19 protein-coding genes are annotated in these 14,370 nt (G+C 65.0%); 4 read left to right on the top strand and 15 right to left on the bottom strand.

Translation table 11 applies throughout. The features are described 5' to 3' along the window. Positions 1 to 55 precede the first annotated feature (55 nt). Positions 56 to 619, top strand: a complete 564-nt coding sequence (locus I9018_RS13440; RefSeq protein WP_241109741.1) for a hypothetical protein — start codon at positions 56 to 58, stop codon at positions 617 to 619. Between the two features lie 82 nt (positions 620 to 701). On the opposite strand, the gene I9018_RS13435 is transcribed toward I9018_RS13440, so the two are convergent. After that, positions 702 to 1,706, bottom strand: coding sequence for a helix-turn-helix domain-containing protein (locus tag I9018_RS13435; protein ID WP_241109740.1), 1,005 nt, complete (start codon positions 1,704 to 1,706; stop codon positions 702 to 704). Between the two features lie 19 nt (positions 1,707 to 1,725). Here I9018_RS13435 and I9018_RS13430 point away from each other — a divergent pair, with 19 nt between their 5' ends. Continuing rightward, positions 1,726 to 2,340 carry a hypothetical protein gene (locus tag I9018_RS13430; RefSeq protein WP_241109739.1) on the top strand — a complete coding sequence of 205 codons (615 nt, stop codon included), beginning with the start codon at positions 1,726 to 1,728 and terminating at the stop codon, positions 2,338 to 2,340. A gap of 77 nt (positions 2,341 to 2,417) precedes the next feature. Here the strand turns inward: I9018_RS13430 and I9018_RS13425 are convergent, their stop codons facing one another. Next, the gene (locus tag I9018_RS13425; RefSeq protein WP_241109738.1) at positions 2,418 to 2,990 is read right to left on the bottom strand and encodes an HD domain-containing protein; all 573 of its coding nucleotides are present in this window, start codon (positions 2,988 to 2,990) and stop codon (positions 2,418 to 2,420) included. A 92-nt stretch (positions 2,991 to 3,082) separates the two neighbouring features. Further along, entirely contained in the window at positions 3,083 to 3,640 is a 558-nt protein-coding gene (locus I9018_RS13420) for a helix-turn-helix transcriptional regulator (RefSeq protein WP_241109737.1), read from the bottom strand. Between the two features lie 171 nt (positions 3,641 to 3,811). Here I9018_RS13420 and I9018_RS13415 point away from each other — a divergent pair, with 171 nt between their 5' ends. Next, positions 3,812 to 4,141 (top strand): low molecular weight protein tyrosine phosphatase family protein, encoded by a 330-nt coding sequence (locus I9018_RS13415; RefSeq protein WP_241109736.1) that lies wholly within the window; start codon positions 3,812 to 3,814, stop codon positions 4,139 to 4,141. 52 nt (positions 4,142 to 4,193) lie between these two features. On the opposite strand, the gene I9018_RS13410 is transcribed toward I9018_RS13415, so the two are convergent. From I9018_RS13410 to I9018_RS13395, 4 genes are all read right to left on the bottom strand, one after another. Beyond that, complete coding sequence (locus tag I9018_RS13410; RefSeq protein ID WP_241109735.1) at positions 4,194 to 5,372, bottom strand: PrpF domain-containing protein; 1,179 nt, start codon at positions 5,370 to 5,372, stop codon at positions 4,194 to 4,196. Positions 5,373 to 5,520: 148 nt separating this feature from the next. Continuing rightward, a complete protein-coding gene (locus I9018_RS13405; RefSeq protein ID WP_068583860.1) occupies positions 5,521 to 5,907 on the bottom strand; it encodes a DUF4180 domain-containing protein in 387 nt (128 codons plus the stop codon). Then, the gene (locus I9018_RS13400) at positions 5,894 to 6,769 is read right to left on the bottom strand and encodes an alpha/beta fold hydrolase (RefSeq protein WP_241109734.1); all 876 of its coding nucleotides are present in this window, start codon (positions 6,767 to 6,769) and stop codon (positions 5,894 to 5,896) included. Before I9018_RS13400 ends, I9018_RS13405 begins: the two co-directional genes overlap by 14 nt. Next, positions 6,766 to 7,185 (bottom strand): helix-turn-helix domain-containing protein, encoded by a 420-nt coding sequence (locus tag I9018_RS13395; protein ID WP_068583854.1) that lies wholly within the window; start codon positions 7,183 to 7,185, stop codon positions 6,766 to 6,768. The genes I9018_RS13400 and I9018_RS13395 overlap by 4 nt, the downstream gene beginning before the upstream one ends. Before the next feature lie 270 nt (positions 7,186 to 7,455). Between I9018_RS13395 and I9018_RS13390 the strand changes: the two genes are divergently transcribed. Next, positions 7,456 to 8,067 (top strand): AidA/PixA family protein, encoded by a 612-nt coding sequence (locus tag I9018_RS13390; RefSeq protein WP_241109733.1) that lies wholly within the window; start codon positions 7,456 to 7,458, stop codon positions 8,065 to 8,067. 69 nt (positions 8,068 to 8,136) lie between these two features. Here the strand turns inward: I9018_RS13390 and I9018_RS13385 are convergent, their stop codons facing one another. The 8 genes from I9018_RS13385 to I9018_RS13350 form a co-directional block, all read right to left on the bottom strand. After that, complete coding sequence (locus tag I9018_RS13385; protein WP_241109732.1) at positions 8,137 to 9,498, bottom strand: ATP-binding protein; 1,362 nt, start codon at positions 9,496 to 9,498, stop codon at positions 8,137 to 8,139. Continuing rightward, positions 9,474 to 10,139, bottom strand: a complete 666-nt coding sequence (locus I9018_RS13380) for a response regulator (RefSeq protein WP_241109731.1) — start codon at positions 10,137 to 10,139, stop codon at positions 9,474 to 9,476. Before I9018_RS13380 ends, I9018_RS13385 begins: the two co-directional genes overlap by 25 nt. 92 nt (positions 10,140 to 10,231) lie before the next feature. Beyond that, positions 10,232 to 10,669, bottom strand: a complete 438-nt coding sequence (locus I9018_RS13375) for a hypothetical protein (RefSeq protein WP_241109730.1) — start codon at positions 10,667 to 10,669, stop codon at positions 10,232 to 10,234. A 28-nt stretch (positions 10,670 to 10,697) separates the two neighbouring features. Further along, entirely contained in the window at positions 10,698 to 11,462 is a 765-nt protein-coding gene (locus I9018_RS13370; RefSeq protein WP_241109729.1) for a hypothetical protein, read from the bottom strand. Between the two features lie 94 nt (positions 11,463 to 11,556). Beyond that, positions 11,557 to 12,177 (bottom strand): LysE family translocator, encoded by a 621-nt coding sequence (locus tag I9018_RS13365; RefSeq protein ID WP_068583840.1) that lies wholly within the window; start codon positions 12,175 to 12,177, stop codon positions 11,557 to 11,559. Positions 12,178 to 12,260: 83 nt separating this feature from the next. Continuing rightward, positions 12,261 to 13,163 (bottom strand): alpha/beta hydrolase, encoded by a 903-nt coding sequence (locus tag I9018_RS13360; protein ID WP_241109728.1) that lies wholly within the window; start codon positions 13,161 to 13,163, stop codon positions 12,261 to 12,263. Beyond that, positions 13,160 to 13,804: a DUF2239 family protein gene (locus tag I9018_RS13355; protein WP_241109727.1), complete on the bottom strand. Its 645-nt coding sequence runs from the start codon at positions 13,802 to 13,804 to the stop codon at positions 13,160 to 13,162. The genes I9018_RS13360 and I9018_RS13355 overlap by 4 nt, the downstream gene beginning before the upstream one ends. A gap of 96 nt (positions 13,805 to 13,900) precedes the next feature. Continuing rightward, complete coding sequence (locus I9018_RS13350; RefSeq protein WP_068583831.1) at positions 13,901 to 14,119, bottom strand: DUF3079 domain-containing protein; 219 nt, start codon at positions 14,117 to 14,119, stop codon at positions 13,901 to 13,903. Between the last annotated feature and the right edge of the window lie 251 nt (positions 14,120 to 14,370).

The following is a 14,370-nucleotide window of genomic DNA, read 5'->3' as shown; positions in this document are numbered from 1 at the left end:
GAATTACAAAGACCACCGAACAAGGGACAGTTCAAATGTTAACGGGAAAAACCACGTGAGCTCAGCTACGGACGAATACTCCATAGAGAAACACAAACACCTCTATGCCAAGTGGTGCGCAGCCTCCGCATACGGTCGCGGCCTGAGCGGTGGAGGCAACGTCTTGGCTTTTAATCTCATAGAGAGCAGTGGGCTAGCCCAAGTAACCGGGCCAGAACATATCGAACAGGACGTCGACAAATGGCAAATGAATTTCATGAAGAAGATCGAGACCGAGGCAAGACGTTTGGGAGTAACCAAATTCTCCTTCGGCCATGCCCATAAACTAGTCAATATCTATTTGAAAACCATGCTGGTCTGCGGCGGCCACCATCAACATCCAAGAGTTGCCCTGCTCCATCCTCCTCTGGATTTCGAGCTCTTCAAGGGACTACGCAGTTACTTATGGAACAACCGTTCAACACTGGGTAAGGCACGCTTAGCCTTCAACTCCGCGCAAAAGCGCAATCCACGATGGACCAAGTTCTCCGAGGCGGACTACACAGCACACATAGATGCCATCAAGCTACTGATGGCCGACAAACCTCTCTATCTGGTCGAGGAGCACTGGAAGCTATAAGCAGGCCAGAGACTGAAACCCTTGACCGCCAACCCTGGGCACTCCAACAGAGCTCTGGAGCAAAGCTGCCATCAGCCGCTCGTCACCCTCCATCCAGTACTGACACCTGCCTGAAACGCTTCTGGTAGTCGCCCAGCGACAGGCCGGTCTTGCGCTTGAACAGGCTGCGAAAGGTGCTGAGATCGTTGTAGCCCACCTGCTGGCAGGTCTGCTCCATGCTGAGCTGGCCCTGCTCCAGCAGGCGCTTGGCCACTTCCACCCGCAGGGTTTGCAGGTAGTCCAGGGGGCCGCTGCCCAGGGCCTGCTTGAAGCGGCGGTTCAGGGTGCGTTCGCTGACGGCCAGGTGCGCCGCCAGTTCCGGCAGGCGAAAGCCCTGGGCCAGGGTCGCTTCCATACGGTGCTGGGCCTGGGCCACCAGCTTGTCGCTGTGGCCGCGCTCGTCCAGCAAGGTGGCGTAGGACGCCTGGCCGATACGGTTGGTCTCGATCAGCAGGGTCTTGGCGGTGGCGCTGGCCAGGGGCGTGCCAGCGAGTTTTTCCACCAGGCGGATGGCCAGGTTCAGGTAGGACGTGACGGCCCCGCCGCAAAGCAGGCCGTCCTGTTCGATGAGGATTTCGTCGGCGCGCAAGCGCACCCGCGGATAACGCCGGGCGAAGTCACCGGCCTGGGCCCAGTGGGTGGTGGCGTATCGGCCATCGAGCAGGCCGGCCTCGGCCAGCAGGAAGTTGCCGGTGCAGTAGGTCGCCAGCCAGGCGCCCTTGGCATGCTGGTGGCGCAGCGCCTCGACCAGGGCCTGGACCAAGGTCCGGTTGCCGATGAAGGCGGCCATGTCGGCCACGAACGGTGCGGTCAAAAGGATCGCATCGGCCCGTGCGCGGGGGTCGATCTTGCCGTCCACGGCGATGCTCCGGCCCGAGGCGCTGCGCACCGGCGCGCCGTCCAGGGACTCCACCGACCACTTCAGGCCGGCTGGCGCTCCGCCTGCCACGCCCCGCGCCGCCAGGTGGTTGGCGGCGGCGAAGACATCCGTGGGGCCGGCGACCCCTGAGGCGAGAATGCCGTCGTAGACCCAGATCCGTATCAACATGGCACTGTCCGAATCGCCAATGAGAGTGGCAATCCTGCCACTGCCGCGCCGCGGTCGCCAGCGCCAAGATGCAGGCCTCTCCATCACCGAAGGCACTATGAGCATGCCCATGATCGATGCGTACATCCCCGCAGGCGCGCTGCATCCCGAGGCCGAAGCGCGCCTGGTCAGGGAACTCACCGACCTGTTGATCGAGGCCGAAGGCTTTGCGCTCGACAACCCGCTTGTGCAGGGCGTCTCGGTGGTGTTCCTGCACCGGCCGGCGGCCGTCTTCGTGGCTGGCGCCCCCTCGCCCGAGCCTCGTTATCGGGTGGTGCCCAGCGTCCCGGAGGGCAAGTACTGCGACGAGGCGGTGAAGACCCTGGTGCGGGCCGTCACCGAGGCCTTCGCCCGGGCCGAAGGCAGCCCGTTCGAGGAGATCGCGCCCCGGGTCTGGGTATTCCCCACCGAGATCGCCGAAGGCCGCTGGGGCTCCCGAGGCGTCATACGCGGCGTTGCCGATATCCATGCGATGCTCGTCGGCGAGCATGAGCGCGAGGTCGCCGAGCGCCAGTTGGCACAGCGCCGACGCAGCAAGGCCCTGGAGCTGCTGGGCAACGTCGCGCCGCCGGTGGGCCTGTGGCCAGGGCCGTAAGGGGTTGCCACGCCACCACGCCTACGTGCCTCGATCGCCCCTCAACCGCCAGGGGCAGGCACAGGGTGTTGGCTGGCTCAGCCGGCCGCGTCGATGTGGCGCCGCGTGTCGTGGTCGATCTGCTCGCGCAGGGCCCGGAACAGCGGCGTGGCGCTAGTGTAGCGGCGGCCGTAGTCGAGGTTGAAGCGGTAATCGAAATCCGCCGGGTTGCGCCCCTGGTTGTGCTGCACCAGGGTCTCCAGCTTATCCAGGGCCTTGACCGCCCGGGCCTCGGCCGAGCTGGCATTCTCGTATTCGTCCCACAGGGCCAGCAGGCGCTGGCGGGCCGGGGCATCGAGGCACCTGGCGAGGGTCTGCAGGTCTTCGCGTTCCTGCTGGCCCTTGTCCGGGTGGGCCGCTTGCTGCACCGCCGGGATGTCGCCATGGAGGGCTTCGCCCAAATCGTGGACGATGCACAGCTTGAGCACTTGCAAAAGGTCCAGTTCGCCCAGCTGGTCTTCCAGCAGCAAGGCCATCAGGCACAGGCGCCAGCTGTGCTCGGCGGTGCTTTCCTGGCGACCGCTGGAGGTGTGGGCACTGCGCAGTACGTCCTTGAGGCGCTCCGCCTGACGCAGGAATTCGAGGCGACCGCCGAGGAGTTGATCGTTCATGGCTAAACCTGAATGAAATGACAACCCAGCCTAGCCGGCTCGGATTCGACAGGCCACGGATAAAATATCCGTGGCGCCGGAGCAGCCTGGAGTCAGAGGGTTTCCACCAGCCGCACCGCGTTGCCGTCGGACAGGCTCAGGCGGGTCCAGCGGCACTGGCTGGCCGCGATGGGCACGATGGCCGAATCGTTGTGCCCGCTGAAGAACTCCAGCGCCGGAGGCGCCAGCACTTCGCGCCAGCCAAGATCGTCGAGGGCCCTCTCCTTGCGCACGATTTCCTCGGTGCAAAAGCCCCACAAGGATTGCCCCAGCAACTCGCTCAAGGGCACGCCGAACTCCCCGGCACGGGTCGGCGAGCAGGCCAGCAGGCGGTGGGTCAGGTCGCAGACCAAATGCACCGCCCGCGGGCTGTCGTTCACCAACCGGGCCAGGGCCTGGTCGGCGGCGACGCTGAGGTTGGCCGCCAGCAGTTGCTCCAGCTTGGCGCGCTCGCTGGGTTCCATGGCTTGCTGGCCGTTTTCCCAGCGGGAAATGCTCGACTGCGCCACCCCGAACAGCTCGGCGGCGTGCTGTTGCTTGACCCGGTGCAGCAGGCGCCAGCGGCGCAGGGCCAGGCCCAGGTGCGGGGAAGTGAACAAGGATGCGGACATGAAAGCGACAGGTCCCAGCTGGAAAGACGCGACAGTTTGCCCGGGGCCGCAGCCTGCCGGCAAATCGGCCTGACCGAGCGCACCAGCGCTGGACAAGCGGGCCGAAGCCGCGAAAACTCTCTGCCCTCGCCCGCCATCACGGCGGCACCATCAGCCAGGGAACCCGGCAGAATGCTCAATGTGTTGTTCGTCTGCAGCCAGAACAAGCTGCGCAGCCCCACCGCCGAACAGGTGTTCGCCGATTGGCCGGGGATCGTCACCGCGTCCGCCGGGCTCAACCACGATGCCCAGGTGCCCCTGGGCCCGGAGCTGGTGCAATGGGCCGGGCTGATCCTGGTGATGGAAACCCGGCACCGGGAAAAACTGCGCAAGCGCTTCAAGCAGCACCTGCACAAGCAACAGGTGGTGTGCCTGAACATTCCCGATGACTACGAGTTCATGGACCCGCAACTGATCCTGCTGCTGCAGCAACGGGTGCCACCCTTCCTGCCCGAATCCTGACGGCCGCTACGCGCACGTGCGCAGGACTTTCAGAGATCGACCGTGTAACCCACTACAGAAGCGCCTGGAGCAGTTCCGGGGAGGCGTTGTACAGCGGGGTACGGCCTTGCAGCAGGATCTGTGCGCTGCGCCGATAGGCAGCGCCATCGATCGACAGCTCGCCGCCATGCACGCGGGCGCTGATCAGGGTCTCGAGGATGCCCGCGGGGTTTTCGATGGCCAGCGCATACTCGCTTCGGGTCGCGTTCAATTGCCGGGGCTGGGTCAGCAGTTGCTGAGCCACGGTGCCCTCGGCCAGGCAGGCCGCCGCCAGGCAGCAACCGCCGGATACCGCCAGGGACGGATGGGCGTTCTGCGGGGTGAAGTAGCGGGTGGCGATATCACCGCCGTCGCGGGCCGGGCTGACGATGCAGATCTTGGGAATGGTTTCGCTGCGCCGCAGTTCCTCGGCCGTCAGCAAGCCACCGTCGCGCCGGCGCAAGCCCATGCGCAGGCCGCCCTCGACCATCAGCCCCAACAGGCACTCCTTGAACAGTGGGTCGGCGTCCAGCTGTGCCGGGGTTTCCTGGCCGGTCTTGCCCAGGTCCGCGGCCCGCACAATGACCATGGGCACCGCCACATCGATGCAGGTGGCCGGGACACCGTGAAGCAGGTCGACGCGCTGCCCGGTGGGAAACAGCGCCCCGGTCTTGGCGCCTACCGGGTCATCGAGGAACAGGTCGACCCCTGGGAACTGGCCGTTGACCCCGGGGATCCGCGTGTCGCTGAGCAAGCGGCCGGCGTGGAAGCCCAGGCGCGCGCGCAGGGTGGTCTGGGTGTTGCTGTTGTAGATCTCGATCTGCCCGTCATCGACTTCCGGCAACAACCAGCCCCGTTGCCAGGCGTACAACGGCAGGGCCGCCGACATGTTGCCGCAGTTGACGCTCCAGTCGATGGCGCTCTTGCCCGCCGCCAACTGCGCCAGGGTGCTGATCATCCGGGTCTGGCCGGGGTGGCGTTCGACGATGAACACCTTGTTGCTGGTGGGGCCACCCCGGCCCAGACCGGTGATCTGGTTATTGCCCGGCCACTCGCCAGCCAGGGGCACGCCCATCAGGTGGCGCAGCAGCTCTTCCACCAGGGCCTCGTCCTCGGGCAAGTCTTCCCGGGCCAGGATCAGCCCGGTGGAGGTGCCGCCACGGGCGTGGCACACGGGAAATTCGGGGATGGGCATGACAGAGGAATCGGGCATGGCGGGCGCCTCCGGGCTGGGCGAGAGGGAAAGGCCGCCGACCCGGGCTCGGGGTCGACGACAGCCCATGATAAACCGCCGGCCCGGCGCGATGTTGGTTGGCAGCGTCGTACTGGCCAACGATGCCAATGGCCAACGATGCTAATGGCTAATGGCGCTGGACCGGCTCACCTCGCAAACGCCGTTCCAGGGCCGCCAGATCGTGGACGAAGCACCAATCGCCACCACGATCGGTCTCATACACCAGGTCGCGCAGCGCCCGACTACGCGCCAGCCAGGGTTGGATATCGCCCAGCACGGCGAACCTCAGGCCGTAGTTCAACAGCTTCTGCACCAGACTGCCGGCCAGCCGGCTTTGCAGATCGAAGAAGGCCTGGGGCAAGCGCTCGACGGGCCAGACGATCCAGCGCCCGCCCAGCTCCCAGGCCGCACCGATCAGTTGCAGCGCCGCCGCTTCGCTATCCAGCAACGGCCCTGCCTCGGCTGCCAGCAACACCTCTTGCCCGGCCAGTGTCCGCCGCTCAAAGCGCTCCATTGGAGTCCTCCAGCGCGGCGTTTAGAAAGGCCAGCACCGGCAGGCTCTGGTCGCCCACATAGTGCGGCTTGTCGACCAGCAGGCGGACCTGCGCCCGTGGCACGCAACGTTGCAGGCGGCGCTGGCTGTCGAGGCTGTCCAGCAACACATCGCGCCCGCCGAGTATCACCAGCAACGGTATCGCCAGGCCTTGCAACTGGGCATCGCTGAAACGTGGAATGCGCGCCAGGCGCGGCAGAAAATGCTGGTCGATCACCTCGATCAGTCGCACCAGGGCCTGCTCTGCCGGCGGCAACTGGCGGGGCAACGGGCCCAACACCATATCCCGCACCCGACGCCGGCCCCAGCGTCCCAGCAACAGCCAGGGCGCGGCCCGCAACAAAAAGGCTTTCTGCCGGCCGATTCCGGAAGGCCCGAGCAAAGCCAGGGCCGCGACCCGCCTGGGTCGGCGCAGGGCAAAATCCAGGGCCACCCAGCCCCCCAGGGACACACCGACCAGGCTTGCCCGCGCCAGCCCCAATCCATCCAGCACCTGTTCCAGCCAACGGGCGTGGGCGTCGCCGTCCAAGGCTGGGCGAACGGCAGCGCTCAGGCCGGCTTCCCCCGGCAGGTCCACGGCGTAGAGGCGAAAAGCCCGCGCCCAACACTCGACCTGGCGCATCCAACTGGCGCTGTTGCTCTGCGAACCGTGCAACAGCAGCACGGGCGGCGCATCTTCGGGGCCAGAGCGGATGACGAAGGTGTCGCCCAGGTCAGTGTCGATCCAACCCTGGGAATGAGCCACCGGCCACAGCCCAAGGGTCTCTCGGTACTGCGCCAGGATCGCGGCGGCGCCCGCTGGCGACTTGTACACCCCGCTCACGGCGCGTAGTTCTGCAGTAGTCGGTCCAGTAGGCCAAGCAGCGCGGCGGCGGTGCCCGGGGGAGCCACCAGCACCACCTTGAGCTGGTCCTGAGTAGGATCGAGCAGGGTCTGCAGGTGCACCACATCCTGCCCCGGGGCCGCCAGGGCTGCCTGCAGACCACGCGCCAGGTACTGCTGCAACTCGATGCTTGCACCGGGAATGTCCACCACGCTGGTGACCTTGGCCTGCCCGGCCCGAGCCGGTGCCTGCTCCGGTTCGCCGGCCAGGACCTGCAGGCGCGCATGGGCGATACGGTAGGCGCGCCCGACCCGGGTCGCCGGCAGGCGCCCTTCGCGGATGAAGCGCAACACGGTCTTGGGGTGCAGTTGCAGGCGCGCGGCGGCTTCATCGACCGAATAGAAGGCTTTGAACATGGTTCCTGACTCCGGAGAAGGACGCCAAATATTACCTATTACTCCAATTAATAGGAATATTAAGGATAATTCTGAGAGCAACCACTCGTCCAGCGCCGCTGTTTTTCTAGCCGGCCGATTTGACTCTGGAGGCCGGCGATCTAGATTCCACTCGCGACGTCATGGAAGTGCATCCAGCCCACCCTCCGAATCCTCGGCACTGGCTCGCGATGCTCAGTGGTCGCGCGATGAACATTGATTAGCCATGCCTGACAGCAGGGAGCTGGAAAAATGAGCGGAAACGAAAATACCATCGACATCATGATCCTCATCGATGTCGCCACCATCCTCGACTACAGCACACAGGGCATTCTTCCGACACAACTGAGCATGGACCCCAGTAAGCCGACCCCGCTGTACAACTATTTATTGCCAGGTACGCAGACCAACGTCTCCAGCCAAGTGATCTGCATGTACACCGCCCGCAGCAACGTCAGCCCCGGCAGCAACAGCGAAGGCAGCGACGAACTCTCGGTGACGATGAAACAGGGCGACAATGTGTACTGGCGCACCACGACCCTGAGCAAGGACATGATTTACGCAGCAGTCCTGTACGACTACGAACAGACGGCCCCCAATCCCAAAGTAGATACAACGGTCTACCTCAAAAACATCGATGCCAGCGTCTTGTCAGATACCCCAATGCCGGTCATCAACAACCACAATCCACCAGCCAGCTACCACGATCAGCCAATCCCACAAAAGGTCACGACCTACTACTGGAGCGCGCAAGCCGTCAACAAATGCAACAACCTCAGGTACAACTGGTCGTTCATGCTCGTTGGTCCGGACAACGGTACCCTCGGCTATTGCTCCTGGGACCCCTACTTCATCATTACTTGAAGCCCTAGCCCCTCTTCCTCGCCAGGAAGGGGGGCCGCTCGCCCGATGCGGGCAGCCCGGCCCGTTGAATCAAGGCGATGGCGCCGCTGGCTTCAAGCGCACCGCCACGCGCAGCCCGCGGCGCGTGGCTTCATCCGCAAAACTCAACTCGACAGTGGCGCCAGAGCGCTCGGCGATTGCACTGACAATCGACAATCCCAGCCCGGAGCCCACCTCCCCTGTGCCCAGGCTGCGGTAGAACGGTTCGAATACCAATGCTTGCTCCTCGACGCTGATGCCAGGGCCGGAGTCCTTGATCTGGAGGGTCACGCCCTCCAGCCCTGCTTGCACCGCCAAGTCGATGCGCCCGCCTGGGGGAGTAAAGCGAATAGCGTTGTCCAGCAGATTCCTGACGAGGATGAACAGATCCATGTCGTTGATCATGACCTGCACATCCCGAGTGCTTTCAACGCCGATGTCGATGTCCTTGTGCTCTGCCAGTGGCAGCAAGTCCTCCAGGACCCGCCGAAAGACTTCATGGACCGATACCGCTGCCTGCACCCGCGGCACGATGGACTGGGCAGCCGCCAGGGCGAGCAATTGCTCGATCAGTTTGCGGCTGCGCTCGATGCCCTGGGCCAACGGCTCGAAACACTCCCGGGCTGGCGCCGGCATCGGCGTGGAGGCCAGACGCTCCGCCTGCAGGGAGAGCGCAGTCATCGGTGAACGCAATTCATGGGCGGCATCGGCGATGAAGCGGCGCTGCACCTCCATGCCCTGGGCCACACGCTTGAGCAAGCGATTGATCGCCACCACGAAGGGCCGCACCTCCGTCGGCAGGTGGTGTTCATCGATGGCATGCAGCGCCTGCTTGTCGCGCTGGTCGATCTCGGCCGAGAGCATGGCGATGGGACGGAACAGCTTGCGGACCAGATCGCTCACCACCAGCAGCAACACCGGAAACAGGATGAGAAATGGCAGCAGGCTGCGCCAGGCGCTTTCACGTGCGTCCTTGTCCCGCAGGTCCATCTCCTGGGCGACGACTATGCGCTCGCCCCCGGCCGTGGTCCGGACCAGCACCCGAAACTGTTCGCCGGTGATGTTCAACGTCGACAGGCCATCGGCCAGTGTCGTGGGAAACGGCAAGGGCATGCTGGCGTCGTCATTGCCGGTGGCTTTGCTGCTATCGGCCAGGTATTGCACGATGACCCGCGACTCTTCGTCGTCTCCGGCGATCGGCTCGCCCGTGCGATAGCGCAGGGTCATCTGCTGTCGATCGAACAGCATCGCCACCTGGCGCAGGGTCTCGTCCTGCATTTCGTGGGCCTCATCGAGCGCAGTGATGAAAGCGAACGCGCCAGACAGCAAGGCGACCAGGAAAATGGCCAGGGACAACGCCACGCTAAGCCTTAGCTGCACCGAATCCCTCAGGCGCCTTTTGAAACCATCCATCCCATTCCCCTGACATTCTTGATGACCTGGCTTCCCAACTTGCGCCGCAGGGCATGGATCAGGAACTCCACCGCATTGCTTTCCACTTCATTGCCCCAGCCGTAGATCCGGTCTTCGAGCTCGCTGCGCGAGAGGATCGCGCCCGGCCGGATCAGCAAGGCCTGCAACAGCGCGAACTCGCGGGCGGACAGCTGGACGTCGGCCTGTCCGGCGGTGCTGGCCAGCTTGGAGACCAGGTCCAGCGACACCTGCCCATTGCCCAGTACGGATTGAGCGCTGCCGCCGCGACGCCGCAGCACGGCGCGCATGCGCGCCAGCAACTCGGCCATGGCGAAGGGCTTGAGCAAAAAGTCGTCGGCGCCCGCATCCAGGCCGCGCAAGCGATCATCCAGGGCATCGCGTGCCGTGATGATCAGCAGCGGCACCGGATTGTCGCCGGCGCGAATGTCATCGAGCACATCCAGCCCGTCCTGGCCGGGCAGGCCAAGGTCGAGCAGCACCAGGTCATAGGCCTGGGTGCCCAGCGCCGCCAGTGCGTGCGGCCCGTTCTTCACCCAGTCGGTGGCGTAGCTGGCATCGTTGAGCGCGCCCTTTATGGCATCGCCAATCATCAGATCATCTTCGACCAACAGAATCCGCATGCGGCGCTCCGATAGAAAAAGGCGCGGCGGTCATGACCGTCGCGCCTGTATTGAAGCATCTGGACCGGTGGTTGTCCCCGGTCCCTGGAGGGTCACCGCGAGTCTTTCATCGAGTCGAAGGCCTTGAGCAAATCATCCATCGCGGCCTTGCAGGCGCCCTGCTGCGGCGAGCTGGCGCGCAGGGCATCGAGGGCGCGGTCGATGGCCTTGTCCAGCACATGCCAATCGCTGGCGGCACGCGGCTTGATGCCGGCTTCGGCGGAGTCCCAGGAGGTTTCCAGGTCCTTGATCCGGGTCTTGGCGGCAGACAGGTCGTTATGCTCGACCAGGGTACTGACCTGGGCGGCAATGCTGCGGAACTCGCTCAAGTCCCCGAGCTTCGAGCCCGCCTGGGCCGAGGCACTTGAAGAGACGGTCGGCGTGGCGGTCGCGGGCTTGTCCCCGGGTTTCGAGCAACCGGCCAGGCTGCCCAGCAAGACGATGGAGCAGACGAGTACGACGCGGTTAAAGGCAAATCGCAAAGAGCGCATGTTGATTCCTTGATAGGTGCCCGAAGGGCTACGGGGTGACGGTTCTACGGTGGCTGAGGGTGATTTGCGCGACCGCCACCAACAGGACGATGACCGTCAGGAAGATGGCGCTGGTCCAGGGTGCTCCCAGGCCCAGGCCGCCGTATTGCTTGGCCTGGGTCAGCAAGTCACCGAGGGACGCGCCGAACGGCCGGGTAAGGATGTAGGCGACCCAGAACGTCAGGACCGTACTGGCCCCCAGGCGCCAGGCCACCAGGGTTGCGGCGATCAGTGCGGCGAAGATCATCGCGCCGAGCGTGAACCCCAGCCCCAGCGCTTCGGTAGCCAAGTCGCCGGTGGCGGTACCCAGGGCAAAGGTGCAGAGCACCGTTGACCAGTAGAAACACTCGCGCCGCGGGGTGTCGATTTCGCGGATCGACAGGTTGCGCTCCACCTTGAACCAGAGCAGGAAATTGATCGCCAACAGCGCCGAGAACACCGCGGTGCTGGTGTACAGGCTGATATCGAGCCTGTCGGTCATGATGTCGGTGATCTGCGTCCCGACGATGCTGACCAAGACCACGGTCAACCAATAGATCCAGGGCGAATAGGCGCTTTTGCGCATCTGCAGGAACAAGGCGCAGGCCAGTAGCAGCGCCATGCCGATGCTGGTCCAGCCGGCACCGAAACCGGCATCGACGGCCAGGAAATCGGCCCCGGTCTCCCCCACTGTCGTCGACAGGATCTTGATGACCCAGAACGACAGGGTCACCTCAGGTACTTTGTTGAGCCATCCGGCTCTTGCGTGATTCATGTGCGGCTAGCCTCTCCTGGTCTGCACTGAATGTGTGTAGAGGAGAAGATACGCAGTGAAACTTAGCTGGGACTGAGCAGGTCCCTATCGTCGATCAGGCCCGCCGTGCCAACAGCAGGAGCGAGGCCGCGCCCGACAGCAAGAGCGCGCAACCACGGTTGAACACGCGGCGTCCGGCGGGTTGGCCGAACCAGCGGCGCATGTGCAGGCCCATGCCGGCATAGGCCATGATCGCCACGCACTCCAGTGCCAGGAACAAGCCTCCCAGCATCAGGAACTGCCCCGTTACCGGCGCGGCGGGATCGACGAACTGCGGCAGGAATGCGGTGAAGATCAGGATGGCCTTGGGATTGCCGATAGCGATCAAAAACTCCTGCCGGGCCAGGCCCTGGAGCCCGGCTGCGGCTCGCTCCCCATCGGCCACGGTGCGGGTATCGGCCGTCCATAGCTGATACGCCAGGTACAGCAGGTAGCCCGCGCCAAGAATCTTGATCCCGTGAAACAGCAGCTCCGAGGCCTGCAGCACCGCCGCCAGCCCCACCGAGGCCAGGCCGATCATCAGCATGAAGGCCAGCAAGCGCCCTACCCCGGCCAGGCACGAAACCCGAAAGCCATAGGTGGTGGCGTTCTTCACCGACAGCAGGTTGTTGGGGCCAGGCGCCATGTTCAGGGCGAAACAGGCAGGCAGGAATAAAACCAGGGTCGCGAGGTTCATCGGCGGTGCACCTTGGGCTGGGCTTGGTGACGGAGCAACGGGCAATATAAAAGAGCGCCAGGGCACCACACAACCGGTCGCCCCTAGCACCGCCGCGCCGTGCGCTCGATGGCGGCCAGCACCGATGGCTGGCAGGCCGGTGGCAAGTCATGGCCCATGCCCGGGATCAGCAACCACTCGGCACCGGGGATCGAACGTGCGGTGTCCTCGCCACAGGCCGCAGGTATCAGCGGGTCTTCACTGCCATGCACCACCAGGGTCGGCGCCTGGATGCTGGCCAGCCGAGCCCGGCGATCGCCGGCACAGGCCAAGGCCGCCAACTGGCGCATGAAGCCTGCGGGATTCCAGCCCCGGCGCAACTCCTCCAGCACCAACGCGCGCTGGGCCTGGGCGTCGAACGCCTGGACGGTGCCGGCGATACGCCGGGCCAGGGCCAGGCGCTGGGTGACATGGCCCTCCAGGTCGGTCGCCGGGTCGGCCGCCGGAGCGGTCAGCAAGGCCATGACCTGCGGCGCAGGGGGCGGCAAGGCCGGGTTGCCGCTGCTGGCCATGATCGAGGTCAGCGAGCGCACCCGTCGCGGGTGTTCGCTGGCCAGCACCTGGGCGATCACCCCGCCCATGGAGCGCCCCACCAGGTGGGCCTGCTGGATGCCCAGGCAGTCCAGCAGGCCCAGGGCATCGGTGGCCATGTCGTGCAGGCTGTAGGGCAAGGCCAACGGGTGACCGGCCATCAGGGCCGCGAGGTCCGGAACACCGGCCTCGACCAGGTGCGTCGAAGCGCCGACGTCGCGGTTGTCGAAGCGAATCACCCGGAACCCTCGGGCCGCCAGGTCCTGGCAGAACGCCAACGGCCAACGGACCATCTGGGTGCCGAGGCCAGCGATCAACAGGATCGTTTCGCCCGCCTCGTCGCCATGGCTGTCCCAGGCCAGCTCGATGCCATTGACCGGGGTACGTTGCAGTGCCGGGCAGCTCGGCGAAATCATTGCCCGGCTCCTTCGTCCACCTCTGCGCCTGCCAGGCGCAGGGCGTAGGCACGGATCGCCTCGGGCCAAGGCTGGAGCTGCTGGCGCAAGCGCTCCAGGTCATCGGCGAACAGGGCCCGTGTCGCTTCCTCGTAGCCCGGAAGGTCCCCGCCCAGTGCCAGCATGAATTGATAGGCCGCTTCCTGGGCCTGGCGCCGTTGTTGCCGAGGGTCGGGATGGCGCTGGGCATCGTCCACCAGCCGCCGCAACACCGCCGAGGCGCCGCCGGGCTGGCTGGCCAGCCAGTCCCACTGACGCGGGAGCAGAGTCACCTCGCGCGCGATGACCCCCAACTTGGGCCGGCCGCGGCCGCGAACGGTTTCCGCTTCTGGCACGGCTTGCGCGTCGGGGTTGGCGGCCGGGCGATACCGGCCCCGGCCGGGTGGCGGGGTGGCTGCCAGGCGTTGCAACAGATCGTCCGCACTGCCACGCAGATCCAGGTCGATCAGCCGACCCGAGGCGTCATCGAACACCAGCAGCCCGTGGGCTACACCCTCCCGGCTGGCTTGCTGGACGGTCCGGGCGACCTCGACCAATGGGCCGTGGGCCAGCAAGCGCTGGTCCTGGAACGCGGTGACGGGTTTGTGCAATGGATCGGACATGGTGACGGCCTCATGAAAGGAGGCCAAATAATACCCGGGTAATAAAAAAATAAACAATATACCCGGGTAAAATAAATCAGGCGTCAGCCTAGCGGCTCACTGCGGGTCTTTCCCGGGACTTGCCGGCTCACTGTCGGTGGGAGGCGCAAAGCCCCAGTCGCCATGCAGGTACCAATCCTCGCCAAGCATCTCGGCCGGGTGCATGGTGCGATCGGAACCATTGCCGCAGGCCAGGGCATTGGCGGCGCAATAACGGTCACACCCCCAGCAGATGCGCTCGGGGTGCTTGGGGGAAAGAGGAAAAGGCTTGGCCATGACAGCTCCCGATATCAGGGAAGAGACCTGCAAGATAAAACCTCGTACCGGCTGCAACCTTGATCCGCATCAAGCCAGCCATGCCTTGTTTCCAAGCGGCCACAGGGGTCGATGGCAGTGGGCACTAGCCCATTTGTGCTAATCGACTGGCCACAGGAGCCAGGGCTATAGTCCTTCGCGCACGTTCCTTGTGTTCCCCCCCCTCTGCACCGCAGCCTTGCGGTGCGAGGGTTCCCTCCCCGTCCTGGTTG

The sequence above is a fragment of the Pseudomonas sp. MPFS genome, from assembly GCF_022537035.1.
In the GTDB taxonomy this organism is placed as follows: Bacteria; Pseudomonadota; Gammaproteobacteria; order Pseudomonadales; family Pseudomonadaceae; genus Aquipseudomonas; species Aquipseudomonas sessilinigenes.
This window is presented reverse-complemented; position numbering and strand designations above follow the sequence as displayed.

Bases quoted from the DNA above. Each gene is read 5' to 3' on its own strand.
- I9018_RS13435 (WP_241109740.1), bottom strand. From the start codon at position 1,706: ATGTTGATACGGATCTGGGTCTACGACGGCATTCTCGCCTCAGGGGTC.
- I9018_RS13430 (WP_241109739.1), top strand. From the start codon at position 1,726: ATGAGAGTGGCAATCCTGCCACTGCCGCGCCGCGGTCGCCAGCGCCAA.
- I9018_RS13425 (WP_241109738.1), bottom strand. From the start codon at position 2,990: ATGAACGATCAACTCCTCGGCGGTCGCCTCGAATTCCTGCGTCAGGCG.
- I9018_RS13420 (WP_241109737.1), bottom strand. From the start codon at position 3,640: ATGTCCGCATCCTTGTTCACTTCCCCGCACCTGGGCCTGGCCCTGCGC.
- I9018_RS13415 (WP_241109736.1), top strand. From the start codon at position 3,812: ATGCTCAATGTGTTGTTCGTCTGCAGCCAGAACAAGCTGCGCAGCCCC.
- I9018_RS13410 (WP_241109735.1), bottom strand. From the start codon at position 5,372: ATGCCCGATTCCTCTGTCATGCCCATCCCCGAATTTCCCGTGTGCCAC.
- I9018_RS13405 (WP_068583860.1), bottom strand. From the start codon at position 5,907: ATGGAGCGCTTTGAGCGGCGGACACTGGCCGGGCAAGAGGTGTTGCTG.
- I9018_RS13395 (WP_068583854.1), bottom strand. From the start codon at position 7,185: ATGTTCAAAGCCTTCTATTCGGTCGATGAAGCCGCCGCGCGCCTGCAA.
- I9018_RS13390 (WP_241109733.1), top strand. From the start codon at position 7,456: ATGAGCGGAAACGAAAATACCATCGACATCATGATCCTCATCGATGTC.
- I9018_RS13385 (WP_241109732.1), bottom strand. From the start codon at position 9,498: ATGGATGGTTTCAAAAGGCGCCTGAGGGATTCGGTGCAGCTAAGGCTT.
- I9018_RS13380 (WP_241109731.1), bottom strand. From the start codon at position 10,139: ATGCGGATTCTGTTGGTCGAAGATGATCTGATGATTGGCGATGCCATA.
- I9018_RS13375 (WP_241109730.1), bottom strand. From the start codon at position 10,669: ATGCGCTCTTTGCGATTTGCCTTTAACCGCGTCGTACTCGTCTGCTCC.
- I9018_RS13370 (WP_241109729.1), bottom strand. From the start codon at position 11,462: ATGAATCACGCAAGAGCCGGATGGCTCAACAAAGTACCTGAGGTGACC.
- I9018_RS13365 (WP_068583840.1), bottom strand. From the start codon at position 12,177: ATGAACCTCGCGACCCTGGTTTTATTCCTGCCTGCCTGTTTCGCCCTG.
- I9018_RS13360 (WP_241109728.1), bottom strand. From the start codon at position 13,163: ATGATTTCGCCGAGCTGCCCGGCACTGCAACGTACCCCGGTCAATGGC.
- I9018_RS13355 (WP_241109727.1), bottom strand. From the start codon at position 13,804: ATGTCCGATCCATTGCACAAACCCGTCACCGCGTTCCAGGACCAGCGC.
- I9018_RS13350 (WP_068583831.1), bottom strand. From the start codon at position 14,119: ATGGCCAAGCCTTTTCCTCTTTCCCCCAAGCACCCCGAGCGCATCTGC.